The organism is Variovorax sp. Soil_C_33 (assembly GCF_057656935.1).
This window is the reverse complement of record NZ_JBDGJK010000001.1, coordinates 490,481-514,747: the sequence shown is the minus strand read 5'-3', so window position 1 is coordinate 514,747 and position 24,267 is coordinate 490,481. Positions and strand designations below refer to the sequence as shown.

At 65.6% G+C, this 24,267-nt stretch carries 18 protein-coding genes and 1 pseudogene; 8 read left to right on the top strand and 11 right to left on the bottom strand.

The annotated features are described in order from the left end of the window. Nucleotides 1–14 precede the first annotated feature (14 nt). The 4 genes from AC3A6B_RS02560 to AC3A6B_RS02545 all read left to right on the top strand — a co-directional run bounded on the left by AC3A6B_RS02560 (nucleotide 15) and on the right by AC3A6B_RS02545 (nucleotide 3,681). Entirely contained in the window at nucleotides 15–581 is a 567-nt protein-coding gene (locus AC3A6B_RS02560; protein ID WP_487835167.1) for a Dps family protein, read from the top strand. Between the two features lie 37 nt (nucleotides 582–618). Further along, nucleotides 619–1,440 carry an alpha/beta fold hydrolase gene (locus AC3A6B_RS02555; protein WP_487835166.1) on the top strand — a complete coding sequence of 274 codons (822 nt, stop codon included), beginning with the start codon at nucleotides 619–621 and terminating at the stop codon, nucleotides 1,438–1,440. Nucleotides 1,441–1,459: 19 nt separating this feature from the next. Beyond that, complete coding sequence (locus AC3A6B_RS02550) at nucleotides 1,460–2,059, top strand: AraC family transcriptional regulator (RefSeq protein WP_487835165.1); 600 nt, start codon at nucleotides 1,460–1,462, stop codon at nucleotides 2,057–2,059. A gap of 176 nt (nucleotides 2,060–2,235) precedes the next feature. Further along, on the top strand, nucleotides 2,236–3,681 hold the full coding sequence (locus AC3A6B_RS02545) for a catalase (RefSeq protein ID WP_487835164.1): 1,446 nt from the start codon (nucleotides 2,236–2,238) through the stop codon (nucleotides 3,679–3,681). 90 nt (nucleotides 3,682–3,771) lie between these two features. Here AC3A6B_RS02545 and AC3A6B_RS02540 read toward each other — a convergent pair whose 3' ends face one another. The 5 genes and pseudogenes from AC3A6B_RS02540 to AC3A6B_RS02520 all read right to left on the bottom strand — a co-directional run bounded on the left by AC3A6B_RS02540 (nucleotide 3,772) and on the right by AC3A6B_RS02520 (nucleotide 8,403). Beyond that, nucleotides 3,772–4,839, bottom strand: a complete 1,068-nt coding sequence (locus AC3A6B_RS02540) for a helix-turn-helix domain-containing protein (protein ID WP_487835163.1) — start codon at nucleotides 4,837–4,839, stop codon at nucleotides 3,772–3,774. Nucleotides 4,840–4,930: 91 nt separating this feature from the next. Further along, a complete protein-coding gene (locus AC3A6B_RS02535) occupies nucleotides 4,931–6,208 on the bottom strand; it encodes an NAD(P)/FAD-dependent oxidoreductase (protein ID WP_487835162.1) in 1,278 nt (425 codons plus the stop codon). Nucleotides 6,209–6,260: 52 nt separating this feature from the next. Next, the gene (locus tag AC3A6B_RS02530; RefSeq protein ID WP_487835161.1) at nucleotides 6,261–7,160 is read right to left on the bottom strand and encodes a GNAT family N-acetyltransferase; all 900 of its coding nucleotides are present in this window, start codon (nucleotides 7,158–7,160) and stop codon (nucleotides 6,261–6,263) included. A gap of 9 nt (nucleotides 7,161–7,169) precedes the next feature. After that, a pseudogene (locus tag AC3A6B_RS02525) lies at nucleotides 7,170–7,301 on the bottom strand (NAD(P)/FAD-dependent oxidoreductase); the annotation flags it as partial. Between the two features lie 283 nt (nucleotides 7,302–7,584). Continuing rightward, nucleotides 7,585–8,403 carry a DUF1206 domain-containing protein gene (locus tag AC3A6B_RS02520; protein ID WP_487835160.1) on the bottom strand — a complete coding sequence of 273 codons (819 nt, stop codon included), beginning with the start codon at nucleotides 8,401–8,403 and terminating at the stop codon, nucleotides 7,585–7,587. A gap of 175 nt (nucleotides 8,404–8,578) precedes the next feature. Here AC3A6B_RS02520 and AC3A6B_RS02515 point away from each other — a divergent pair, with 175 nt between their 5' ends. Then, on the top strand, nucleotides 8,579–8,890 hold the full coding sequence (locus AC3A6B_RS02515) for a polyhydroxyalkanoic acid system family protein (protein WP_487835159.1): 312 nt from the start codon (nucleotides 8,579–8,581) through the stop codon (nucleotides 8,888–8,890). 44 nt (nucleotides 8,891–8,934) lie between these two features. Here the strand turns inward: AC3A6B_RS02515 and AC3A6B_RS02510 are convergent, their stop codons facing one another. Then, complete coding sequence (locus AC3A6B_RS02510; RefSeq protein WP_487835158.1) at nucleotides 8,935–10,191, bottom strand: ATP-binding protein; 1,257 nt, start codon at nucleotides 10,189–10,191, stop codon at nucleotides 8,935–8,937. Nucleotides 10,192–10,506: 315 nt separating this feature from the next. Here AC3A6B_RS02510 and AC3A6B_RS02505 point away from each other — a divergent pair, with 315 nt between their 5' ends. After that, nucleotides 10,507–10,860, top strand: coding sequence for a hypothetical protein (locus AC3A6B_RS02505; RefSeq protein WP_487835157.1), 354 nt, complete (start codon nucleotides 10,507–10,509; stop codon nucleotides 10,858–10,860). Further along, the gene (locus AC3A6B_RS02500; RefSeq protein WP_487835156.1) at nucleotides 10,857–15,914 is read left to right on the top strand and encodes an amino acid adenylation domain-containing protein; all 5,058 of its coding nucleotides are present in this window, start codon (nucleotides 10,857–10,859) and stop codon (nucleotides 15,912–15,914) included. The genes AC3A6B_RS02505 and AC3A6B_RS02500 overlap by 4 nt, the downstream gene beginning before the upstream one ends. A 390-nt stretch (nucleotides 15,915–16,304) precedes the next feature. On the opposite strand, the gene AC3A6B_RS02495 is transcribed toward AC3A6B_RS02500, so the two are convergent. The 4 genes from AC3A6B_RS02495 to AC3A6B_RS02480 all read right to left on the bottom strand — a co-directional run bounded on the left by AC3A6B_RS02495 (nucleotide 16,305) and on the right by AC3A6B_RS02480 (nucleotide 20,042). Further along, complete coding sequence (locus AC3A6B_RS02495) at nucleotides 16,305–16,694, bottom strand: nuclear transport factor 2 family protein (RefSeq protein ID WP_487835155.1); 390 nt, start codon at nucleotides 16,692–16,694, stop codon at nucleotides 16,305–16,307. A gap of 72 nt (nucleotides 16,695–16,766) precedes the next feature. Then, nucleotides 16,767–17,756 carry an alpha/beta hydrolase gene (locus AC3A6B_RS02490; protein WP_487835154.1) on the bottom strand — a complete coding sequence of 330 codons (990 nt, stop codon included), beginning with the start codon at nucleotides 17,754–17,756 and terminating at the stop codon, nucleotides 16,767–16,769. Nucleotides 17,757–17,762: 6 nt separating this feature from the next. Further along, on the bottom strand, nucleotides 17,763–18,530 hold the full coding sequence (locus AC3A6B_RS02485; RefSeq protein WP_487835153.1) for a coniferyl-alcohol dehydrogenase: 768 nt from the start codon (nucleotides 18,528–18,530) through the stop codon (nucleotides 17,763–17,765). A gap of 33 nt (nucleotides 18,531–18,563) precedes the next feature. After that, nucleotides 18,564–20,042: a benzaldehyde dehydrogenase gene (locus AC3A6B_RS02480; protein WP_487835152.1), complete on the bottom strand. Its 1,479-nt coding sequence runs from the start codon at nucleotides 20,040–20,042 to the stop codon at nucleotides 18,564–18,566. Nucleotides 20,043–20,299: 257 nt separating this feature from the next. Between AC3A6B_RS02480 and AC3A6B_RS02475 the strand changes: the two genes are divergently transcribed. After that, nucleotides 20,300–22,120, top strand: coding sequence for a sigma 54-interacting transcriptional regulator (locus tag AC3A6B_RS02475; protein WP_487835151.1), 1,821 nt, complete (start codon nucleotides 20,300–20,302; stop codon nucleotides 22,118–22,120). Between the two features lie 306 nt (nucleotides 22,121–22,426). On the opposite strand, the gene AC3A6B_RS02470 is transcribed toward AC3A6B_RS02475, so the two are convergent. Next, entirely contained in the window at nucleotides 22,427–24,130 is a 1,704-nt protein-coding gene (locus AC3A6B_RS02470) for a cation:proton antiporter domain-containing protein (RefSeq protein ID WP_487835150.1), read from the bottom strand. Between the last annotated feature and the right edge of the window lie 137 nt (nucleotides 24,131–24,267).

Genomic DNA, 24,267 nt, shown 5'->3' with positions numbered 1-24,267 from the left:
AAACAAGGAACAACATGGGCACCCCAAAATCCACCAAGACGGTCAAGCCGGCCAGGTCCGTCAAGGCCTTGGCGAGCAGCACCCAGTCGCGCCGCCTCGCGCCGCTGCACACCCCGAGCGACCTGGGCGCCGATGCCACGCGCGACATCTCCGCGGCGCTCAACGTGCTGCTGGCCGATGTGTTCGCGCTGTACTTCAAGACGAAGAACTTCCACTGGCACATGTCGGGCCCGTCGTTTCGCGACTACCACCTGCTGCTCGACGAACAGGCTGACCAGATCTTCGCCACGGTCGACCCCATTGCCGAGCGCGCGCGCAAGGTGGGCGGCACCACGCTGCGCTCGACCGGTCATGCCGCGCGGCTCCAGCGCCTGTCGGACAACGACGCCGACTTCGTGACCCCCATCGGCATGCTGGCCGAGCTGCGCGAGGACAACCAGCGCCTGGCGGGCTTCATGCGCGTTACGCACGCGGTGTGCGACGAGTACGGCGACGTGGCCACCGCCAGCGTGCTGGAGAACTGGATCGACGAGGCCGAGCGGCGCACGTGGTTCCTCTTCGAGTCGGTGCGCCAGATCTGAGCAAGTTTCTTCTTCTTTTTTCACTCCCAGGAAAACCATGACCACACTCACATTGCGCGACGGCACCGAGCTCTACTACAAGGACTGGGGCTCGGGCCAGCCCATTCTCTTCAGCCACGGCTGGCCGCTCAGCGCGGACATGTGGGACGCCCAGATGCTGTTCTTCGCAGAACGCGGCTACCGCGTGATCGCGTTCGATCGCCGCGGCTTCGGCCGGTCGAGCCAGCCGTGGACAGGCTATGACTACGACACCTTCGCCGACGACATCGCCGAGCTGCTCGAGAAACTCGACCTGAAGGACGTGATCCTCGTCGGCTTCTCGATGGGCGGCGGCGACGTGACGCGCTACATCGCGCGCAAGGGCAGCGCCCGCGTTGCCAAGCTCGCACTCATCAGTGCCGTGACGCCGCTGTTCATGAAGACGGCCGATCACCCCGTGGGCCCCGACGCGTCGGTGTTCTCAGGCATCCGCGACGGGCTGGCTGCCGATCGTCCGCAGTTCCTCGACGACTTCAGCACGCTCTTCTACGGCACCAACCGCCCCGGCGCCAAGGTGTCGCAGGGCATCTTCAAGCAGACGCTGCAGATCGCGCTGCAGGCCTCGATCAAGGCCACCCTCGACTGCGTGACCGCGTTCTCGGAAACCGACTTCCGCCCCGACATGGCCAGGATCGACGTGCCCACGCTCGTGATCCACGGCGACGACGACCAGGTCGTGCCCATCGAGGCCACCGCCCGGCTTGCGGCCGAGATGATCAAGGGCAGCCAGCTCAAGGTCTACGCAGGCGCGCCGCACGCCACCTGCACCACCCACAAGGACCAGGTGAACGCTGACCTGCTCGCGTTCATTCAAGCCTGATCGTTCGCTGGACGCGGGCATGCAAGGCGCTTACGGCGACCTGCTGGGACGGTACTTCGAGTTGCCTTCCGCGCCCGCTCTCGTCATGCTGCCGGCGCCGAAGGCGCCGTTCGTCGCTACGCGCATCACCTGCCTGCCCGACCAACTGGGCATGAAGCAGGAGATTCCGCCCGAGGACGCCTTCGTAGTGACCCTGCACCTCGTCGGTGTGGGTCACCACGAGCTCTGGGTACGGGGCCGGCCCTCGGTGGTGCGCGACTATGTGCCCGGTGCGATAAGCATTGTCGACTTGCGCGACGAGGTGGCGAGCTATCTGGGCAGTCCGCTGGATGCCCTTCATTTCTACGTGCCGCGCGCGCTGGTGGACGCCATGACCGATGCGGCGGGCCTGGTGCGTGTGAGCGGCATTGCCTGCGCCCCGGGGTTGGTCGATCCGGTCATGGAAAGCCTGGGCGCGGCGGTGTTGGCCCTGCTCGATGGGCCGCAGCGTGCAAGCTCGACGGTGAGCGAGCATCTGGCGATCGCGATCTGCGCCCACCTGGTCCATCGCTTCGGGAACCATGCCGAGGCCGGTGCCGCTACGTCCCAGACTGCGCGGCGTCCGCGGCGCATGCACTGACGCCTCCTCTCCCCGCTCGAGCCTATCTTCATGACCCCGCCCGCCGCCTTGTCGGCCTGGCGGTCGCCTTGCACATTCGTGCGCACACCATGCGTTCAAGGCAGGCGACTCTTGTTCAAGACATGCGCGCGTCGGCGCGGTAAACATCCGTCAGACATCCCGCATCAAGAACGCCCATGACCCAGCCCCAACGCAGGCCACCTACCTTGACCACGACCGGCGGCGCGCCCGTCGCGGACAGCCAGAACTCGATCACCGCAGGCCCCCGCGGGCCGATCCTGCGGCAGGACTACCAGATGAGCGAAAAGCTGGCCTACCTGGCGCGCGAACGCATTCCGGAACGGGTGTTGCATGCCAAGGGCGCGGCCGCCTTTGGCACGCTGCGAATCACGGGCGACATCTCGCGCCACACGCGCGCGCGGGTGCTCCAGCCGGGGAAATGCACGCCAGTGCTGGTCCGGTTCTCGGTGCTGACGGGCGAGCAGGGTTGCGCCGACGCGGAGCGCGACCTGCGCGGCTTCGCCCTCAAGGCATACACCGAGGAAGGCAACTGGGACCTGGTCGGCAGCCACCTGCCGGTCGCCTGCATCCGTGATCCGCAGAAGTTTCCCGACCTGGTACGGGCCCTGAAGCGGCACCCGGTGAGCCACCTGCGTTCGCCCACGGCGATCTGGGACTTCTGGTCGCTGTCGCCCGAGAGCCTGCACCAGATCGTGATGCTGTTCTCCGACCGCGGCCTGCCGGCAGGCTTTCGCCACATGCACGGGTACGGCGCGCACGCCTTCGGGCTGGTCAACGCAGCCAATGAGCGGGTGTGGGTCAAGTTCCATCTCAGGACGCTGCAGGGCATTCGCTGCCTGACATACGCACAAGCCCGCGAGGTGATCGCCGACGACCGCGAAAGCGCGCAGCGTGACCTGTTCGATGCGATCGAGCAGGGGGAACTCCCGCGCTGGTCGCTGCAGATCCAGGTGATGAGCGAGGCGCAGGCGGCGCAGTTGCCGTTCAATCCGTTCGACGCGACCAAGGTCTGGCCGCAGCAGGAGTTTCCGCTTATCGAGGTCGGCGTTCTCGAACTCGACGCCAATCCCGATAACTACTTCGCGCAGGTGGAGCAAGCTACCTTCAATCCGGCCAACATCGTGCCCGGCATCTGCTTCTCGCCCGACAAGCTGCTGCAGGGGCGATTGCTGGCGTACGCCGACGCGCAGCGCTACCGCGTGGGTACGCACCACGAGGCCCTGCCGGTGAACCGACCGAGGTCGCCGGTGCACACCTATCACGCGGACGGCGCAATGCGCCTGGATGTTCCGGCTCGGACCGATGCCTACTATGAGCCGAACTCGTTCGGAGGACCACGTCCGGACCGCACGCTCATCGAGCCGCCGCTGCCCCTGGAGGGCGATGCCATGCGCTTCGGCGATCGCCAGGGGCTCGGGGACCATGCGCAGGCGGCGGTCTTGTACCGCAGCATGGACAGTGGCCATAGGCAGCGGCTTTGCGAGAACATCGCGAGATCGATGGCCGGGGCGCCCGAGGCTATTCAGCGGCGCCAGATTGCGCACTTCCGGCTTGTCGACAACTCGCTGGGGCAGGGCGTTGCAGACCGGCTCGGTCTCTAGCCGGGCGAGGCACCATCCAGCAAGCGCTCGATGGTGTCCCGCAGTTGCTGCAGCCTTGTGGAACGGGTCGTGACGGCGGGATCGCCCGGCCTAGCTCCGAACCCGCATCCTGCGCCGCCAAGTGCCTGGCGGCGCGCCGGAATGTTGAGAGAAAACGCGAGTGAAGTGGCTTTGATCGGCAAATCCGCAAGCCGCCGCGACGTCCGCCAGCGGCATGTCGAAGTCCGTGAGAAGTGCGCGCGCGTGCTCCAGCCGCTGCGCGATCAACCATTGATGGGGCGTGTACCCGGTCGTCTCGCGGAAGGCATGAATGAAATAGCTGCGTGAAAGCCCGCACGCATCGGCGATCTCGGTGATCGAGATGCTGCCGTCCATCTTGCTGCGCAACATCTCCTTCGCACGCGCCTCGTGCGAGCGCGACAGGATCCGATTCGTTCTGGGCGCCGTCGCCGCCGCGTCACCGTATGTTTCGACGAGATAGCTCGTCATGGCGACGCTCAGCTGGTCGACGAACAGCATGCTCGCGCCGGCGGGGTGCTCGAGTGCCGGCGCCAGTGCGCCCGCGAGATTGAGAAGCACCTCGTCCCGGACACCCGCCGCGTAGACGAGGCTGCCGACGCGCTTGCCCTCCTTCTCATCGATGGCTCGCTCGAGGCTGGCGTGCGATATCTCGAGCAGTACGAAATCGAATGGACGCTGGATGTCCGCGCGATAGCGATCCGAGAAACTGCGAATGTAGATCGACCCCTTGTCGAAATCGTGGCGCGAGGCGTGATGCCCATCGAGAATGCGCCGGCTGTGGCCATCGCGCATCGAGATTCCAAGCAGCACGCCGCGCGCGCTGGCCTCCGTCTCCACGTGGTGGAGTTGGTGCAGATCCATCGTCTTGCGATGAATTTCGACCCCGTTGACGCGCAGGCCTTGATCTCGCTGAAGGTGGCTGGACATGCACCCCAGGGTGTCTTTGGGGGTGGGATCGAGGCGCTGTGATGAAGAAGCTTCCTGGACCGACGGGGGCATATTCCTGCCTTGTGCGAAATGGTCGCTTTCGACGTGCATGGGCTGGCAGATCAGGAACGGGAGTTGGCGAACGCCTATTTGCGGCTTTCGCAACGATTTGCGATAGAAGGTTTGAGCGGTTTCTTGAACATTTTGCACGCAGTTGATTGCGGTGGCAGGAGGCCTTGGCCGCCTCCCGCAGTGTTCGATGCCGTGGCTCCGCTGCCTGGGGCGCATCGTCGCCAGGTACTCAGCGCACCAGATCCTGGAAACGGTAGTAAGCGCCGACGATAGGAAGAAACCATGGCTTGCCGAAATGGCCGGGAATCGCCGGCCAATCGAAATCCCGCCATGGGTTCAGGTCCGCGCGGCCATCCAGCACCTCCGCCATGATCGCGCCCATGTAGGTCGACATATGGGTTCCGTGCCCGCTGTAGCCCATGGAATAGAAGAGGCCGTTGCGCTCCCCGGCCCGCGGCAAGCGATCGCGTGTCATATCGACCATGCCGCCCCAGCAGTAGTCGATGCGGGTATCTCTCAGCTCGGGGAAGACTTCCACGAGTGATCGTTGCAGGATGGTGCCGCTCTTCATGTCCGATTGGGGGTTGGTCGCCGCAAAACGCGCGCGGCCGCCGAACAGCAAGCGGTTGTCTGGCGTGACACGGAAGTAGTTGACGAAGTTTTTCGTGTCCGTCGTCATTCGGCGCCGCGGCGTCAGCCGATCGAGCACTTCGACCGACAGCGGTTCGGTCACGATGATGAATGCACCCACGGGCACGATGCGACGACGGAACCAGGCCAATGGCCCCACGGCCGACGTACCGGTCGCAAGCAGCACCTGTTTGGCGCGGATGCTGCCCTTAGGTGTTTCGACCTGATGCACCGAACCGGATTGGCGTTTGAGGCCAACGACGGGCGCATTCTCGTAGATGCGCACGCCGCGCTTCGCTGCCGCCACGGCAAGGCCGTGGCCATAACGGCCCACGTGCATGCCCGCGCTCTTGCCGAAGACCAGACCGCCAAAGTACTGATCCGACCCGATCTCGTTGCGCAGTTCTGCCCGCGTCACCATATAGGTATCGGGATCGCATTCCTTCTCCATCAGCGCCTGCGAGCGGGCCAGCTTGTCGTAGTGCTCTGGCTTGGCCGCGAGCTTGAGCTTGCCGACACGCTTGAAATCACAGTCGATGCCTTCCTCCGCGATCAGCGACTCCACTTTGCAAACGCCCGCGTCGAAAGCGCGATAGAGCATGTTGGCGCGCTCTCGCCCGAGTCTGCTCGACAAAGCGCAATAGTCCTGTGCAAAGCCGTTGTTGCACATGCCGCCGTTGCGGCCGGAAGCAGCATTGCCCACGGTTCCGACATCGAACACTGCAACGCTTGCACCTTTCTTCGCCAGTGCGATTGCCGCGGACAAACCGGTAAAGCCTGCACCAACCACCGCCACATCGACGTCGCCGCTGGGCGCCTCCGTCCGCCCGCCGGTGAATTTCGGCGAGGTATCGAGCCAATAGGGCATCAGTTTCATATGCAAACTTCCTTCATCTCGGGGGACGCATTTGTGTGGATGAGTCGGCGAATCAGCCGAACGACTGGTTGGAAAGGGCAAACAGGCGCACGCCCACATCAGCATCGATCGCGCGAGCCTGGATGTCGCGCACCATTGGCACTGCATGGCCGACGCAGGGCAGCCCTATTTCGGTCAGCCATGCAGAGAGACCACTGCCCTCGGTCACGTCAATGCGAAGGAACCGGCCGCGGGCTCGGCCGGCGAGTGCGGCGATGAGGTCCATCGCATCAGCAGCACTGCCTGCGCCCATTGCGGCCACTGGGCCAATCACCACGCCATGTCCAAATTCCCGCGCGCAAGCGTAAGCCGACACACCGGCGCCTCGATCGATGACCATCGTCGTTCCGGCCCCGAACAATGCATCCAATAGTGCAGTCCGGTCCATCCCCGTGGCGGCCAGGTCCAACCGGCGCACGCTCTCGTCATCTGCTGCTTGCATGGGACGAACGCCCGCCGGTGTGGCGGCAAGAACGGTTTCCGCCGGCAGTACGCCCTGATGCTGGAACACCTGTCCGCGGGCGACGAAGCCGAGCTGCGTATAGAGCGAGAGCCCTTCCTGGGTGGAGTTCAGGAACACCGTGCGGTTGCGCGCCTCGTGAAGCAGCTTTCCCATCAAGGCACGCCCTAGGCCCTGTCCCTGCATGCCCGGGTCGACGATGATCATGCCCACCGAGGCATGGGTTTCGCCATAGGGCCACCACATCGCCGTGGCGACCAGCCGGCCATCAACTTCCGCCGCGAACCCGCTGCCGAGATCGAAGGCGAAGCGCCAGTCGGCCTCCCGGTATGGCCATCCCAGTGCGGAGGACTGTCTGACCGCGTCCGGCAAGTGATCGGCGCGCAGCGCGGTCAGGTGTGGCGCCATTGTGTCCGCCGGTGCGTGCAGGCCACGGGAGGGATTGAACGTCATGGGTGATCTCTAAAAGTCCGCGACCTTGGCCCACGCCGAAGACAGGAATCTGTCCGGGGGATACGGGCGGGGATCGACGAGGGGTTCGGCGCCGCCGACGATGTCGGCAATCAGATGGCCCGCCCCAGGGCCAATGCCGAAGCAAAACCGGGAGTCCTCCCAGCTGTGCTTGTTAGCCGCCATGGTCAAGCTTTCCGCCTATGAATAGTTCAACCGGTCAGGCGGTAACCCACACCTTGCGGACGGTTTCGCGAAGGGGACAAGAAGCTTGGACATGTGAAGTCTGTTCGCACTGGTCGTGGTGGACCTATGCTAAAGAAAGCACTGCCGCGCTGATGCCGAACCAGGCACCAGGAAAAGTGAGAAATGCGTGATTGCGAGCTTCCATCAGTGGATCGTGCCGCCCATACCGGGTCCAGAGGGGCTACATCCGGCGGTAGCGCGACTCGAACATCGCGAACAAGCCGAAGGCCACGAATCCAAGCGCCACGGCCGTAAGCAGAAGCCTGCCCAACGGCTGCGCCAGGATCGCATGCAGCGCGCCGTCCAGCCCTGGCGCCTCCTGCCGGTGGAACGTCAGCGCCGCATAGCTGAGCAGGCCCCCCACCACGCCCAGTGCAACCCCCTTGGCGATGTATCCGACTTGGCCCAGTCGCGCCACGCCTTTCCGGGCAACCGGGGTCATCGACGAAGTGTCGATCTCCTCACTGAAGGATTTCTTCAAGCCCTTGACCACCCCGGCCACGCCGACGCCAATGATGATCAGCCCCGTGACCACGACGATCACCCGCCCGGCGGGCCACGCCAGCACACCTGAGGTGGTTTGCTGCTGGGACTGCGAGTCCCACGATCCCCAGCCGAGCACGACCGAAGCTGCGCTGACCCCCAGGGCGGCGTAGATCACGGCCTTCGCGCCGCTGGTGACCTGAGAGCGGACCCGGTTGGCTCCTACCCGGTTGCGATAGCCCCAGATGGCTTCACTGGCCTGCCAGAGCGCGAGAGCCACCATGCCGACCGCAACCAGCCAAAGCAGGATCTTGCCAAAGGGCTGATCAGCCAATGTTCTCAGCGCCCCGGAGATGTCGGCGCTCTTGCCGGTCGGCGCGCCCCACGCGATCTGCAGCGCCAGCCAGCCGATCAACAGGTGTACCACGCCGTAAGCGATCAACCCGACGCGGGCGAGCACCTTCAGCGACGCGCTGTCGCCGGCCCGTTCGGCCTTGCCGCTGGAATCGGTTGCCATCGCGGCCCACCTCGTGAGTTGTCAAACACAACCTGGGATACGAGATTTTCCACCTACGACATGTCGTTGAAAACGACCCCTGCGACCGCGGAAGACGAGGACATGACCTGAATACGGATCTTCGGTGAGCGCAAAGCCCATTGCCCAGCGCGCCGATTCGCGGCACCCTAGGCGCATGGCGACGCCCATCACCATTAGCGTTCCACATCAGCTCGGCCGCGCTGAGGCGCGCCGCCGCATCGAGTCCGGCTTCGCGAAGATTGTCAATCTGTTGCCCGGCAGCGGCGGGGTCCGCAGCGAGCGCTGGGACGGTGACCGACTCATTTTCAGCGTCGCGGCGATGGGTCAGACTGTCTCCGGCGTCATCCACGTGCTCGACGCCGCGGTAACGATGGAAATCGAGTTGCCCGGTATCCTCCGCGTGATCGCCGGCGGCCTCAAGGAAAGGCTGCAGAAAGTGGGACAACTGCTGCTGACAAAGAAATAGCGCTGGTTCTGCAGTGGCATGTCGCAGTCGATTGCGAGCAGGGCTCAAGCGCCACTAGAAATGCGCCTTGCACAGAGTCGCGGCAGCTGCAGTTCGAAGCATGTGGCCGTCTTATCTGAAGTTACCTCGACGGCGCCGCCGTGCGCGGTGGCAATCTCGCGTACGACATATAAGCCAAGGCCCAGGTTGGCGCCGGCGACCTGGGAATCCACATCCGCCTCGTCGTCTCCGGCACGCACGAGCGGATCGAAGAGCTTGGGGAGCAGGCTGGCGGGAATAGGCTGCCCACTATTGCGTACTTGAATGGTCACTTCCTCATCGCGAGTGCCATCCAGAACGACGCAGATGGCTGAGCCTTTGAAGCCATACTTCAAGGCGTTGAAGACCAGGTTCGACAACGCCTGATGCAAGCGCCGAGCATCCCATTCACCTTCCATGTTCCCTGTCGACTCCAGAATCAGCTCATGCTCCGCGCTTATTGCGGCAATCTCGTCCAATGTATTGCGCGCAAACTGATCGAGCAGGAGATGTGTCGGTTCGATGGTCAATCCGGCTCCTAGTCGATGGCGGGTGTATTCGACCAGATCGTCCAAGAGCGCCCTCATCTGCGCGACGCTGCGCAGAACCAGGTCGGACCGCCCGGGGTCTTCGGGGCGTTCGCGCAGGGTCAAGGTGGCAGAGGTTGCGATCGTGCTCAGCGGCCCGCGCAGGTCGTGACCGAGCATGCCAAGGAAAAGATCTCGCGTTCTATCTACCTCGGTCACGAAGACGCGCAACGATTCCGCCATCGCCTGGTCAACCGCTTCGTTGAATCGTGTGACGTCTTCCAGATCCTGAACATGCAGCTCGTTCGAAGATGCGCTCCACCGCCGCAGTACCGTCGCGCGAAGCGCCCTGTACTCGGCTGCCATCTGCTCCATCTCAAAACCTTGGCGCTCGCGCTGACGGGCATGGCTGCGCGACGGCACGTTCTTGGAGGCAGAGGCCGTGGCGCTGTTGCCCTCGGACTTTGCACGTTGCTCGGCGTCGTCCTGCGGCCTCTGCATGTCGGCGGCGATTTCCTGGAGGATCAGCTTCCCGTGATCAAGCAGCGCGGCCTCATCCATCCTCGCTCCAGGAGGCCACTGCGTCCTGGCAAACGCCACCCAGTCAATCAGAATCGGATCTAGGTTCGCGGATATGAAGCTGGAAAGTCGCATGGGACGATTCTGCGACGAATAGCTGGCTGTCGCGTTCTGCGGAATGGCCCCAAGGCCGTTGTGCTGCTGCTGGCGTCGGCGGCCGAGGTTCCGGTCGAGCATTGTCGTCTCGCCTCATCTTCGAATGTGTTTGCGTACAAGGCCGCAAGAAGCTGTCTTACATAAATGTGTTCAGGAATGCACGACAAGCTGAGACGTGTGAACTTTTCACATTCATACGACCTCTTCACCCCGTAGGACAAGCGATGGAATCACCAGCAAAGATGCGTCAGAGATATCAGCGGTTCTTTGCCTGGTCATTCGTGCTCGCGCCTGTGGCGGCAGCCACCGCGGCGGGAACCGTGAATCCTGGTGACTTCGCAAGTCCCCTTGGTGGAGCAAGCGGCTCCATAAGCCTGTAGGGGACTCGAGTCAAGCATGCAGGAATCGTGCGACCAAGCGGAACTCGAACGGTTGCACCTGGTGCTGGCAAGCAGCACGGCCGCAACCGCTGCATACCGCGAACTGCTGATCGAATCGCTGGGCGATCGCATGTGCGGCAGCGGACCAGGGCCGACGCAGGACGAGATCGCTGCTTTCTCTTGCCTGGAGGAAGCACAGCAGCGAGCGTCGGAGAACTACGTTCTGTTCAAGGACTCGCTCTCCTTGAGTGAAATCGACCAAGGCACGGCCGCAATGAGCGCGTTGACTCGCCCGATTGCCGCGCACGTCGATAGCCATCCTCGCGCCAGAACAATTCGACAACACGCACCAAGTGAGGATCGCTCGTGAGAGATGCATTGCAGAGGGCTGACAAATCCGACTCGGATACCTTCGATCCTTTCGCATTCGGCGACGTGGCGGCGATCATCGCCACCACGGAAGCCCAGCGTGAGGTCTGGCTTGGAGATCGGTTGAGTGCGGAAGCTGCCCTGGCATACAACGAAGCCAGCGCGCTGCGACTTGCGGGTCGGCTCGATGAAGGCGCGCTGCAGCGCTCGATCCGCCGGCTGCTGGAGCGCCACGACTGCCTTCGTGCAACTTTTTCGGGGGATGGCACGCAGCTCTTCATTGCTGCAGCGCAGTCGTTCGCGCTGCAGCGTATCGACATGTCGAAGTCCGATGCGGCGGATCGGGAGCGCCGGCTGGCAGCGGCCTTCGACATGGCAGTTTGCGAACGCTTCATCCTGGAGCAAGGCCCGCTCTTTCGCGCAAGGCTCTATTGCACCGGGCCGGAAGATCACACACTCCTGATCAGCGCTCACCATGCTGTCTGCGATGGGTGGTCCTGGAGCGTGATATGGGTTGAACTGGGCAACCTCTATGCGCACGAACTGGGCCTGGGCCCACCGCTCCCGCCGGCGCCTCGCTATGCGGATTACGCGCAGTGGGAAGCCGACGAGATGACCAGTCCGGGCATGCAGTCCCATGTGGACTACTGGTTGGCGCGCTTCACCGGCGGCAGCGTGCCGATGCTCGAGTTGCCGCTCGATCGGCCGCGCCCGCAAGTGCGTACATTCCGGTCGCGCCGCGTGGACGGACTGCTCGACGCCGAGCTGGTCGACGGGGTTCGCAAGCTGGCCGCCGGATCGGGTGCAAGCCTTTACGCAGCGCTCTTCGGTGCTTTCGCCGGTCTCCTGCATCGCCTGACGGAGCAGGAAGATCTGGTCATCGGCATCGCCGCCGCGGGCCAGGTCGCCAGCGAGATGCCCCGGCTCGTAGGGCACTGCGTCAACCTGCTGCCCCTGCGTGTCTCGGTGAATGCCTCGACAGCCCTGCACGAACTGGTAAGCCAGAGCCGAGGCCTCCTGCTCGATGCTTTCGAGCATCAGAACCTCACTTACGGGACGCTTCTCAAGAAGCTCTTGGTGCCGCGCGACCCGAGTCGTCTGCCTCTGGTCAGCGTGCTCTTCAACGTCGACGCCGGCACCGAGCGGGCGGCTGGTGCGTTCCCCGGCCTGCAGACGCAGTTGCGCAGCATCCCGCGCGCCTACGAGAACTTCGAACTCTTCCTCAACCTCACGCCGGTCGCCGAAGGCATGCAGTGGGAGGTCCAGTACAACGTCGACCTGTTCGACGACGAAACCATGCGCCGCTGGCTAGGTATGTACGAGCGCCTCCTGATGGCCGCGGTGCGCGAGCCCAGCGCCGCGCTCGGCCGCGTCGATCTGCTCACCGCCGCCGAGGAAGCGCGTCTTCTTGCGCTGCAGCCGGCACCGACCCCGCTCTTGAGCAGCGGCCTCATGCATGCAGGTTTCGAAGTGACTGCGGCGGCGCAGCCGGATCGCATGGCGCTTCGGCACGGTGTGCAGCGGCGGACCTACCGTGAACTGGACGAGCGATCGAACCGGCTGGCGCATGCATTGCGCGCTCGTGGAATGGGGCGCGGCGAGCGCGTAGGCCTGTGCCTGGGAAGAAATGCCGACATGGTCGTTGCCGTGCTGGCCGTGCTCAAGTGCGGCGCAGCCTACGTGCCGCTGGACCCCGATTTCCCGAAGGCGCGCCTCGACCATCAGGCAGAGGATGCACGGCTCGGTCTGCTGATCACCGCGTCCGGCATCGCCAACGCGCCCACCGGCTGGTGCAGCGACCCGGACAAGCAGGTGCTCCGGCTGGACGCGGATGCCCGGTGGCTGGAGGCGCCGGCCAGCCCGCTGCCCCCCGGGCCGCAGGACGCGAAGTCCGGCGACATGGCCTTCCTCATCTACACCTCCGGCTCGACCGGCAAGCCGAAGGGCGTGGCCATACCCCATGGTGCCGTTGCCAACCTCCTTGGAAGCATGCGCCACGAGCTCGGCATAGGGCCGGAAGACCGTGTCGCGGCAGTGAGCACGCTGAGCTTCGACATTGCGGTGCTCGAGCTGATCCTTCCGCTCGAGGTCGGCGCGGAAATAGTGCTGGTCGCGCGCGAGTCGGCCATCGACGGCCGGGCGATGCGCGAGCTCATCGATAGCGAGGACGTCACGGTGCTGCAGGGCACGCCGAGCGCGTGGCGGCTGCTGCTGGATGCGCAATGGCAAGGGAAGCCTGGCTTGAAGGCCATGTCCGGGGGCGAGACCCTGTCGCGCGAACTGGCACTGGCATTGAGCTCGCGTTGCGGCGAGCTCTGGAACCTGTATGGGCCCACCGAAACCACCGTCTACTCGACCCTGTGGCGCGTGGACGATGCGCAGGTCGTGCGCGGTGGCGTGCCGATCGGCCGGCCCATCGCGAACACCAGCGTCTGGATCCTTGATGCTCAAGGACAGCGATGCCCCGTCGGCGTGCCGGGCGAAATCTGCATCGGCGGCGCCGGGCTCGCCGTCGGCTACTTCGAGCGTCCTGAACTGACGCAGAAGCTCTTCGTCGCCGACCCGGGGTTCGACGCAGGCGGCCGGCTGTACCGCAGCGGCGATCGGGGCCGCTGGCGCAACGATGGCCTGCTCGAACACCTTGGCCGCCTCGATCACCAGGTCAAGGTGCGCGGCTATCGCATCGAACCCGGCGAGCTAGAGGCGTGCTGCAACGCCGTGCCCGCGGTAGGTGCAAGCCTCGTCGTGGCGCGCGAGGACCAGCCTGGCGACGTGCGTCTGGTCGCCTACCTCGTCGCTGCAGCCGGCGCGCAGATCGATGCCTCGGTCGTGAAAGAGGCGCTGCGTGCGCGCCTTCCGCAGTACATGTTGCCGCAGCACCTTGTCGTGCTCGACGCGTTTCCGCGGCTGCCCAACGGCAAGCCCGACAGAAAGGCGTTGCCCGCACCTGGCGAACTCGGCACTGCGATAGCCGCGCAGCAGCCCATGCACATCGTCGCGCCGCGCGACCGACGTGAGCAGATCGTGCTTCAAGCCATGGAGCAGGTGCTGAGCCTGCCGGGCCTGGACATCCGCGATGACTTCTTCGCCCTTGGCGGCCACTCGCTGCTGGCCTCACGGCTTGCCACCTTGCTGAGCCGGGAGTTCGGCGTGACCGTCCCCCTGCGCACGCTGTTCGCGGCGCCAACCGCGGAGCGCCTGTCGGTGGCCGTGGGCGAGCTGCAGGCGGCCGGCGCCCTTCCCATCGAGCGGATTTCCTGCCGCGCCGAGCGAAGCAGCGCGCCACTTACGCCGATGCAGGAACGCATACTCTTCCTCGAAGAACTGCATCCCGGTCGACCCGTCTACAACACGCCCTCGGCTCACCGACTGACGGGCCGTTTGAACGTCCGAGCCTTTCATGAGGCGCTGCGCGAGATAGTGCGTCGTCAGCCCGCCTTGCGTACCGCGTTCCACAAAGACGCGACGACCGGCGAGTTCGTCGCATCGATCGCTGCCGAGGTGCCGGTCGAGTTGTCGCGAATCGACCTGGGCGGGTTGCCTGCCGACCAGCGCGAGCCGGAGCTGGTCGAGAAGTTGCAGGACGTGGCGGACTGGTTGATCGACATCCATCGTGCGCCGCTCTTCAACGCCGCCCTGATCCGCATCGACGACGACGACCACGTGTTCGTCTTTGTCCCGCATCGCCTGGTATGGGATGGTGGATCGGTCGATCTGCTCATCAGCGAACTGTCCGTCATCTACCAGGCGCAACTGAGCGGGGTGCCGCATGACCTGCCTGAACTGACCGTGACGCACGGCGACTATGCCGAGTGGTACCTGAACTGGCTGGCCTCGACGCAGTTCGAAGACCAGCTGAGCTTCTGGAAGAAGCGCTTTGCCGACGCACCGCCGCCGAAGGCATTGCGCACCGATATGCCGCGGGGAGCGGGCATGACCGGCCAGGGCAGCACGCATTGGATGGCTGTCGATGGCGCGTTGACGCGACAGCTGCGATCGGTCGCGCGCAGCCACGAAGTCACGCTCAACATGCTCGCACTCGGTGTCTACGCTCTTCTGCTGAGCAGCGTCGCCGATGCGCGCTCGCTGGTGGTCGCAACGCCGGTGCGCAGTCGCCAGTTTCCGGAAGTCGAAACGGTGATGGGGCTGTTTGGCAACTTGCTGCCGCTTCCCGTGGAGGTCGATCTTCGGCAGACGCTCGGCGAGTTCGTGCAGTACCTGAAGCACCAACTGGTCTCGGCGATGGACAACCAGCAGGTTCCTTTCGAGCGCTTCGCAGGCGAGCCGGAGTTTTCCGGGCGGGCGAAGGGCGTCGGCCTCTACCAGGTGCTCTTTTCTTTCGAGGACGCGCGCGAGCGGTCGCTTGCCATAGGACCGCTGCGCCATCGCCAGTTGCCGGTCTCGCAGCGCGGGGCCACTGAGGATCTCGGCTTGTGGCTGACCGAGGCGCCTGGCGGCCTCGAGGGGGGACTCACCTACAACGCCGACATCTACCGACGCGAAACCGCCGCGGCCTTGCGCAACCGATACGTCGAGTTGCTGCAGCGCGTGGCTGAGCACCCGAAGGACACCTTGGCGGCCTTGGTCGCGGCCGGCACGTCGCCCGACGCGGTGTACCTTCAGCACTTGTCGCGCAGCCAGACGGCCGAGCCTGCGGCTGGCGCGCGGGAGGAGCGTGCAGCGGGTGTTGCCGCGGAAACTTCGCCCCCCGCGGTGCTCGTCTCCGCGCAACTGCAGCTGGCGCAGATCTGGGCAGACGTGCTCAAGATCAAGCTCTCCGACATCCGGCCCAGCGACAACTTCTTCGATCTCGGTGGCGATTCACTGCTTGCCATGCGCGTGATCCAACTGGCGGAACGCGCCTCGGGCTTCCGTACGGCGCCGCCCAGGTATGTATTCGAGAACCTGGGACAACTTGCGTCCAGGGACGCTGCATCGGCTCTCGGCGAAGCGCGCTCCGGTGGTGGTGGCGCCAGACTCAAGGACGCAGCTGGCCGGACCCTCCTGGGAAGGATGTTCTCCGGCTGGGGCAAGGCCGTCAGAAGCAACAGTTGAGTGCCTCGAAGCGCTGTCCGTGCTGCCCATGCCCTCCATCGACTTCCCGCACCCCTTCGGCTCCTTCGATGAAGGGTTGTCCAACACTTGACTTTGACTTCAACGACATGCCAAGTTTTCTCCGATCTATCGCGGTCACAGTTGACGAACCCGACCCAGGGATCTTTTATTGGGTGTTGCTGGAATCGCGAGCATCCCATCCTGACCAGTTCCGCCTTTTGAACTCGGCTCCTCGCGGGACAGATAGCTACGAACATGCCCTGCAGGAGGGCGTCAACGAGCTGCGCAGACTCTGTCAGGAGCGCGCGAATGGCCCACGTCGCGAGTACCCAGGCGTGGATGAGAATCCGTCGGGGTGGACGCCGATGGCGTGACCCGGGGATCGGCGGCCTATTGATTCGCCTGCAGCACCGCCGCCATCTTCTGGTGGATCAGGTTGATGGCCTTGAGCGGACGAATCATCACCTTGAATTCGACGATCCGACCCTGGTCGTCCCACCGGATCATGTCGACGCCGTTGACGGCGATGCCCTCAATCTCGACCTGGAACTCCAGCACGGCGTCGCGCTCGCCGGCGAGCTCGCGAACGTAGCGGAAGGACGGATTGAAAAACACGTGGAAGGCGGCTGACAGGTAGTGAAGCGTCACGGCCTTCCCGGACTGCGGAGTGTGGACGACCGGGGAATGGAACACGACCTCGTCCGCGAGGAGCGCTCCCAGGCCCTTCGCGTTTCGGGTCCGCACGAGCTCGTGCCAGATGGCAAGCGGGGTAGGTGTCATGGAAATCTCCAGCAGGCATTCTGCGCCTGCGCTTGGGCCCAGTGCACAACGGATCGGCGGGGCCAGCTTCCTTCAGTGATCGGGGAGGGAGTGGGGCGACAGCTGCGAGCGCAACCACGCGGCCAGGTCGGCCATCACCTGCGTGCCCAGTGTCGATACCGCGGTGAAGTGAATGCAGGCGTGGATGGCGCCGGGGTAGTGGCGGTGCTCGGTCGGCACGCCCGCCTGCGCGATGCGCAGCGCCAGCGCATGGCCTTCGTCACGCAGCGGGTCGTGGCCCATGGTGGCCAGCCAGGTGGGCGGCAGCGTGTCCAGGGCCTGCGAGTGCAACAAGGCGAAATCGGAGTGCCGCGCCAGCTCCTGGCGCCCGCCGAGGTAGCAGTCGACAAACCATTGCATGACACCGGTGGTGAGGAATTTGCCCGCGCCGTTCTCGACCATCGAAGGGCTCGGTTCGCTGTAGTGCTGGGCGACGGGATAGATGAGGCCCAGTGCACGCGGCGCGATCGCGCCGGCTGCACGCAGCGCCGCGACGGCGGCGAGCTGCGCGCCCGCGCTGTCGCCGGCCAGCGCGATGCGCGACGGATCGGCACCGAACTCGCGCGCGTGCGCGGCCACCCAGCGCAGCGCACAGGCCACGTCGTCCACCGCCGCCGGAAACGGATGCTCGGGCGCCAGCCGGTAGTCCACCGCCACCACCACGGCGGCCACGCCATGGCACAAGGTGCGGCAAACCTTGTCGTGGGTCTCGAGGTCGCCGATCACGAAGCCGCCACCGTGCACGTAGAGCAGCAAGGGAAGCGGCCCCTTCGCGTCAGGCTGGTAGATACGCAGCGTCAACGGGCTGCAGGGTCCGTCGATGACATGGTCGTTCGCCGACGCGATGGCCGGCGCCGGCAGGCCCAGGCCGGCGGCCAGGTCGCGGTAGATCTGGCGCGCGACCGGCGGCGGCAGCGACTCCAGCGGCGGGTTGCCTTGGGCGGCGGCCTGCGCCAGAAAGCCGGCCAGCGCCGGGTCTAGAGGCGCCGTGCCGAGCACGGTGGGGATGGAGGTGCGGGTCATTGCGGCTCAGATGTAGGTCGATGCCAGTCCGCCGTCGACCGGGATGTTGGCCCCGCTGATCCAGCGCGCCTGGTCGCAGCACAGCCACGCGATCACCGGCGCGATCTCGTCGGCGAAGCCGGGGCGCAGCATGCGGTGCGCATCGGCCCGCACGCGCTCCTGGCCGAGCATGCTCACGAAGTCGCCCAGGATCGGCGTGAACACCGGACCCGGCGCGACGCAGTTCATGCGCACGCCGTGTTCCAGGAACCATTTCTGCGACTGCGTGGCGCTCCAGACGATCAGCGCTTCCTTGAAGTACTGGTAGCAGGTCTCCTGCGGCACGGGGTGGTCGCGCAGCCAGTGGGCGCCGGCCTCGAAGCCTTGCGCGGCGGCCAGGGCTTTGTGCGGCTCCAATCGCTGCGCCCATTCGGCGCCGAGGATGGAGGCCACGTTGACGATGGAACCACCACGCGGGATGCGCGGCAGCGCCTGTTCCGTCAGATGCCGCAGCCCCAGGTAGTTGATGTCGGCAACCAGCTTGACCGGCGCCGTGCCGGGCACACCGGCGATGTTGCACAGCGCGTCGAAGCGCTCGGGCAGCTGGGCCACGGCCGCATCGATGGCGGCGACAGAACTCAGGTCGGCCTTGACGAAGCCGTCGAGCGTGAGGCTGGGGTCGTTGCGGTCGATGCCGAAGACGCGGGCGCCGGCAAAGCGCGCGACGCGCACAAGCTCGGCGCCGATGCCCGACGACACGCCGGTGACGACGATGGTTTTTCCTTGAAGCTGCATGAAATGTCTCCTCGCGGGTTCAGTAGCCAACACTCAGAACGGATAGGGATGCGGCGCCTGCTTGATGGTCAGCCACTGCCACTGGGTGTATTCCTCCCAGTCGGCCGGGCCACCCACGCTGCTGCCGTTGCCGGCGATGCCGGGGCCGCCGAAGGGGTTGACGCACTCGTCGTTGACGGTCTGGTCGTTGATGTGAACCATGCCGGAGTTCAACTGCGCGGCCATCGCCATGGCCCTTCCGATCGAGGGCGAGATCACCGCGGAGGCCAGGCTGCCCTGGTGGTTGTTGGCCAGGGCCACGGCCTCGTCGTCGGTCTTGAAGGTGATGATGTTGGCGACGGGGCCGAACACTTCTTCGTCGTACACGCGCATGCCGGCCTTCACGCCCGCCAGCACCGTGGGCTTGTAGAACAGGCCGTCGCTGCTGCCGCCGGCGAGCAACTGCGCACCGGCCGCGATGCTGTCCTGCACGATGGCGTGCACGCGGTCGCGCTGCCTGGCGTCGATCAGCGGCCCCAGGGCCACCTGGCCGCTGGCGCCGTCGCCCACCGGCAGGTGCTGGGCCTTCGCGACAAGCCGCTCTGTCAAGGCGGCTGCGATGCTCTCGTGCACGATGATGCGATTGGTCGCCATGCAGATCTGGCCCTGATGCAGGTAGGCGCCCCAAGCGGCATTGCTGGCCGCGATGTCGAGGTCGGCGTCCTCCAGGATGATCAGCGAGTTGGCGCCGCCCAGCTCCAGCGTCACCTTCTTCAGATGACGCCCGGCCAATTCGCCGATACGCCGGCCCACGGCGGGCGAGCCGGTGAAAGCGATCATCGGCACGTGCGCATCGGTCACCAGTGCTTCGCCGGCGGCGGCGTCGCCGGGCAGCACCTGCAGCAGGCCGGCGGGCAGGCCTGCCGCTTCGAACACGCGGGCGATCATGAAGCCGCCGCTCACCGGCGTGCGCGAGTCGGGCTTGATCACCACGCCGTTGCCGGCCGCGAGCGCCGGCGCCACGGCGCGAATGGTGAGGATGAGCGGAAAGTTGAAGGGCGAGATCACGCCCACCACGCCACGCGGCACGCGCCGCGCCAGGCTGGTGGTGCCGCTCGCGCTCGGCAGGATCTGGCCCTGCGCCTGCAGAGGCATGGCCGCCGCCAGGTGGCATAGGGTGATGGCCTCGCGCACCTCATGCTGTCCTTTGGGCAGGATGGCGCCGGTCTCTCGGGCGACATAGAGCGCCAGCTCGTCGAAGTGCTGCTGGAACAAGGCCGCGGCCCGCTGGAACACTGCGGCCTTCTCGCGCGGCGCAACCTGCGCCCAGCTTTTCTGCGCTTGCGCCGCGGCGGCCGTGGCCAGCCCCACGTCCCGCGCGTCGGCGATGCCGACGGCCGCCATCACCTGTCCTGTGGCCGGCTCGACGATCTCGCGCGCACCGCCGGCGGACGCGACCCACCCGCCGTTGATGAACACCTTGCCGGTCCAGGCCGTCGCGTCCAGGAACGCCAGCTTCTCCGAAACACCCATGACTCACCCCTTGCGAAAAAGTTGATCGGCTGGCCGCGGGCGGAAATGCCCGCGGCACTGCCTTCCTTTCGCAACGGGCGTACCGGCGGCGCCGCTGCGGAGTGGCCCGACGCCGCTGCGCGACGCTGTTTCATTCGGGGATTAGGGGAATTCCCGGAGGCGCAATGGTTATCTTGAATAACTGGTTTACCCTGATCGGCGCTTTCACCAAATGATCAAAAATCCGTCGCTCGTTTCACCAAATGATGAGCTCCAAATTGACCAAGACCACTGCCTCACCGCGCCCGGAGCGGATCTCGCTGGCCGACGTGGCGCGTGCCACCGGCGCCGCGCTGGGTCGTTTCGACGGCGCCGAAGTGGCGCGTGCGATGAGCCGCTTCGAGGCCTCGCATGTGGGCAGCGACGAGCACCCGACGATTGCCGACATCAGCGAATGCCTGTTCTTTTCGCCCGGTGACGGCCGCATCTGGCTGCAGGATCAGCGCATGGTACTTCTGCACACCGAGGCGCTGGGCTCCCTGCGGCGCGAGCTGATCGACAGCCTGGGCCAGGAGAAGGCCCGCGGTCTGTTCATGCGCGCGGGCTACGTCGGCGGCGCGCGCGACGCGCAGCTGGTGCGCGAGCATTGGCCCGAGGCCGAGCCGGCCGCGGCCGCCATGGCCGGCACCCGCCTGCATGCCCTGGAAGGCCTGGTGAAGGTCGAGCTGGTGCACGCGCGCTATGACCCCGAGACCTCGGACTACGAGGGCGAGTTCGTCTGGCACCACTCGAGCGAAGACGACGAGCACATCGCGGCCTACGGCATCGGCGGCTCACCGGCCTGCTGGATGCAGGTGGGCTATGCCACCGGCTACGTCAGCACGCTGTTCGGGCGCTTGGTCGTGTTCCGCGAAGTCGCCTGCCGCTCGATGGGCGAGAGCCATTGCCGCGTGATCGGAAAATCGGCGGAGCGCTGGGACGATGTGGAAGAAGACATGCGCTACCTGCGCGCGCGCGACTTCGTCGGCGTGTCGCAGTACGGCGGCGCGGCGCCGCGGGCCGCGGAGTTGCCCGCGCCGCCGCGCAAGAGCGACGCGATGGTGGGCGCCTCATCGGCTTTCAACGCGGCCTGCCACCTGCTGCATCGCGTGGCGCCGACCACGGCCACTGTGCTTTTTACCGGTGAGTCCGGCGTCGGCAAGGAAAAGTTCGCCAGCATGTTGCACAACATCAGCCCGCGGCGCGACAAGCCCTTCGTCGCGGTGAATTGCGCGGCCATTCCGGAGACGCTGATCGAGTCCGAGCTGTTCGGCGTGGAGCGCGGCGCCTACACCGGCGCCGGCGCGGCGCGGCCGGGACGCTTCGAGCGCGCCCACGGCGGCACGCTGTTCCTGGACGAGATCGGCACGCTGAGCTACGCGGCCCAGGGCAAGCTGCTGCGCACGCTGCAGGAAGGCGAAGTCGAGCGCGTGGGCGGCACGCGCAGCGTACAGGTGGACACGCGTGTCATCGCGGCCACCAACGTCGACCTGCGCCAGGCCGTGCGCGAGGGCAGGTTTCGCGACGACCTGTTCTTCCGGCTCAATGTCTTTCCCATTCACCTGCCGCCGCTGCGCGAGCGGCGCGATGACGTGCCGCTCCTGATGAGCCATTTCCTGCAGCACTACGGCCGCAAGCACGGCCGGCAGGTCACCGGCTTCACGCAAGCCGCCGTCAAGGCGCTTCTGAACTACGACTACCCCGGCAACATCCGCGAACTGCAAAACCTGATCGAGCGCGCCGTGATCGTCGCCCCCGAAGGCAGCCTGCTCGAAATCCACCACCTGTTCACGAGCGGCGAGACGCTGGACAAGAACGTGCTGTCGGTACGACCGGACGGCCACTTGGCGGGCGCTGGCGCCGCGCCCCCGCTGGCCACGCCTGCACGCCACGCCGTGCCGGACCGCGCCGGCTCCGCTTCATTGGGGCAAGCGGAAGAGGCGCTGATACGCCGTGCGCTGGAACAATGCGGAGGAAACCTCTCCGCGGCAGCGCGTGTGCTGGGCGTCACGCGCCCCCAGCTGGCCTACCGTGCGCGCAAGCGCGGCATCACAAGCTGACGCCCGCTTGCGAGTTCAGCGTGATCCAGAGGGGCTGGAAGTGGCCGGGGTTCCCGGGCATTCGATTGATTCAGCGTGCGAAACATGGCTTTCCTTGTGCAGGGCTACCGCCGACCAAGGGTGATTCCTAGCATTCAAGCCGTTTGCCGGCGGCGAAGCAGCCCATCCGCAGTTGAGGCTCGCCAGCGCATCGATCGGGACGATGGCTGAACTACTACGGCAGCATCGGCACCGACATTCCGGTGCTCAATGGCAACGGGCGGTGGGTGCTGCCGGGTCCCGCAACGTACGCCTGAGCCGCCTCGCCTAGATCTCATGCTGTTGCGCGAAACGCTGCAACACATGGCTTGTCATCCCCTTGGCCAGCTCCTCCTCGCCAAAGAACACCGTGCCCAGAGCGTCTTTGCGCAGGAGTCGCGATTCGTCCTCGCTGTGGGTGCGCACCACGACTTCGATGGATGAGTTGAGCGCGCGTGCCATCTCTGCCATTTGACGCACTCCCAGGGTGTCCGGCGTCGCGATGACCAGCATCGCGGCTTCCGCGATATGCGCTTGGATGAGAACGGCCGGATCGGCTGCATTGCCCGATACGGCGGCGACGCCCTTCTTTCGCAGCGCTTCCACCAGTTCGCGGTTCTGTTCGGCAACGATATAAGGGATGCCGCGCTCGCTCAAGGCGCTGGCTATGCGCTTTCCCACCCTGCCGTACCCCACCAGCACGACCTGCCCTTGGAGAAACTTTCGCTCCGTGCTGATGGGCAACTCGGCGAAGGGGTCCTCCCGACGGTCGAGACGCCGCGCCAGCTCCGAGTGCAGGGGAAGCCATCTGCTGATGGATGCGATGCCGGCGAATACGAAAGGATTGAGTGCGATGGAGACCAGGGCGCCCGCGAGAACCAGACTCATTCCCTCCGCAGGCAACAGGCCGAGCGACATCCCGAGACCCGCCAGGATGAATGAGAACTCGCCGATCTGAGCCAGGCTGGCCGCGACGGTGAGGGCGGTATTGAGCGGATAACGAAGAGCGAGCACCAGCCCCATGGCCGCGATCGGACTGCCGACGACGATCACCGCAACCACCCCCAGGACGCGCAGCGGTTCCTTCACCAGCACCGCCGGCTCGAACAGCATGCCCACGGCGACAAAGAAGAGCACGGCGAACGCATCGCGCAGCGGCAGCGACTCCCGGGCAGCGCGGTGGCTGAACTCCGACTCGCGCATCACCATGCCGGCGAAGAAGGCCCCGATCGCAAATGAAACCCCGAACAGCTCAGCCGCGCCGTAAGCAATGCCGATCGCGGCCGTGACAATCGAAAGCGTGAACAGTTCCCGCGAGCCGGTGCGCGCGACTTGCCACAGCAGCCAAGGCAGCACGCGACGACCGGCAATCAGCATCAGGGCCACGAAGGCCGCGACCTGAAGAAGCGTCTGCCCGATGGTGCGCCACAACGGCGCCGCAGTTTCGAGCGCTGAAGGTGTGCCGCCCAGCATGCTCGCAAGTGGCGGCAGGAGCACCAGGACCACCACCGTCACGAGATCTTCGACCACGAGCCAGCCCACGGCAATGTGCCCGTTCATGGTGTCGAGAATGCGGCGGGCTTCGAGCGCCTTGAGCAACACCACCGTGCTGGCGCACGAGAGCGACAGTCCGAACACAAGCCCGGCGCCGATGCTCCAATCCCACCACCACGCCAGAGCCATGCCCAGGCCAGTGGCCAGGCTCATCTGAACGAGCGCGCCGGGTAGAGCGATGCGCTTTACCGCCAGAAGATCATCAAGAGAGAAATGCAGACCGACGCCGAACATCAGCAGCATCACGCCGATCTCGGACAGTTGGCGGGCAATCGATGCGTCGGCGACAAAGCCAGGCGTTGCCGGGCCGAGGAGAATTCCGGCGAGCAGGTACCCCACCAGCGCCGGAATCTTGATTCGTTCCGCGATGAAGCCAAGTACCAAGGCGAGGCCGAAGCCGGCTGCAATCGTGGTGATCAACGTGACGCTGTGTTCCATTCGGAGCCCATCTGTTCAGTCGCATGGGCAAGCGTACACGCGCGCTCACGTCGCTCCGGAGGGGGGCGTCGCCCGAAACGGCTTGGCGTACCGACCCGCCTCGCGGGCTGGCCTTCAGGGTTTGCCCCAATCACCGG

Bases quoted from the DNA above. Each gene is read 5' to 3' on its own strand.
- AC3A6B_RS02560 (WP_487835167.1), top strand. From the start codon at position 15: ATGGGCACCCCAAAATCCACCAAGACGGTCAAGCCGGCCAGGTCCGTC.
- AC3A6B_RS02555 (WP_487835166.1), top strand. From the start codon at position 619: ATGACCACACTCACATTGCGCGACGGCACCGAGCTCTACTACAAGGAC.
- AC3A6B_RS02550 (WP_487835165.1), top strand. From the start codon at position 1,460: ATGCAAGGCGCTTACGGCGACCTGCTGGGACGGTACTTCGAGTTGCCT.
- AC3A6B_RS02545 (WP_487835164.1), top strand. From the start codon at position 2,236: ATGACCCAGCCCCAACGCAGGCCACCTACCTTGACCACGACCGGCGGC.
- AC3A6B_RS02535 (WP_487835162.1), bottom strand. From the start codon at position 6,208: ATGAAACTGATGCCCTATTGGCTCGATACCTCGCCGAAATTCACCGGC.
- AC3A6B_RS02530 (WP_487835161.1), bottom strand. From the start codon at position 7,160: ATGACGTTCAATCCCTCCCGTGGCCTGCACGCACCGGCGGACACAATG.
- AC3A6B_RS02520 (WP_487835160.1), bottom strand. From the start codon at position 8,403: ATGGCAACCGATTCCAGCGGCAAGGCCGAACGGGCCGGCGACAGCGCG.
- AC3A6B_RS02515 (WP_487835159.1), top strand. From the start codon at position 8,579: ATGGCGACGCCCATCACCATTAGCGTTCCACATCAGCTCGGCCGCGCT.
- AC3A6B_RS02510 (WP_487835158.1), bottom strand. From the start codon at position 10,191: ATGCTCGACCGGAACCTCGGCCGCCGACGCCAGCAGCAGCACAACGGC.
- AC3A6B_RS02505 (WP_487835157.1), top strand. From the start codon at position 10,507: ATGCAGGAATCGTGCGACCAAGCGGAACTCGAACGGTTGCACCTGGTG.
- AC3A6B_RS02495 (WP_487835155.1), bottom strand. From the start codon at position 16,694: ATGACACCTACCCCGCTTGCCATCTGGCACGAGCTCGTGCGGACCCGA.
- AC3A6B_RS02490 (WP_487835154.1), bottom strand. From the start codon at position 17,756: ATGACCCGCACCTCCATCCCCACCGTGCTCGGCACGGCGCCTCTAGAC.
- AC3A6B_RS02485 (WP_487835153.1), bottom strand. From the start codon at position 18,530: ATGCAGCTTCAAGGAAAAACCATCGTCGTCACCGGCGTGTCGTCGGGC.
- AC3A6B_RS02480 (WP_487835152.1), bottom strand. From the start codon at position 20,042: ATGGGTGTTTCGGAGAAGCTGGCGTTCCTGGACGCGACGGCCTGGACC.
- AC3A6B_RS02470 (WP_487835150.1), bottom strand. From the start codon at position 24,130: ATGGAACACAGCGTCACGTTGATCACCACGATTGCAGCCGGCTTCGGC.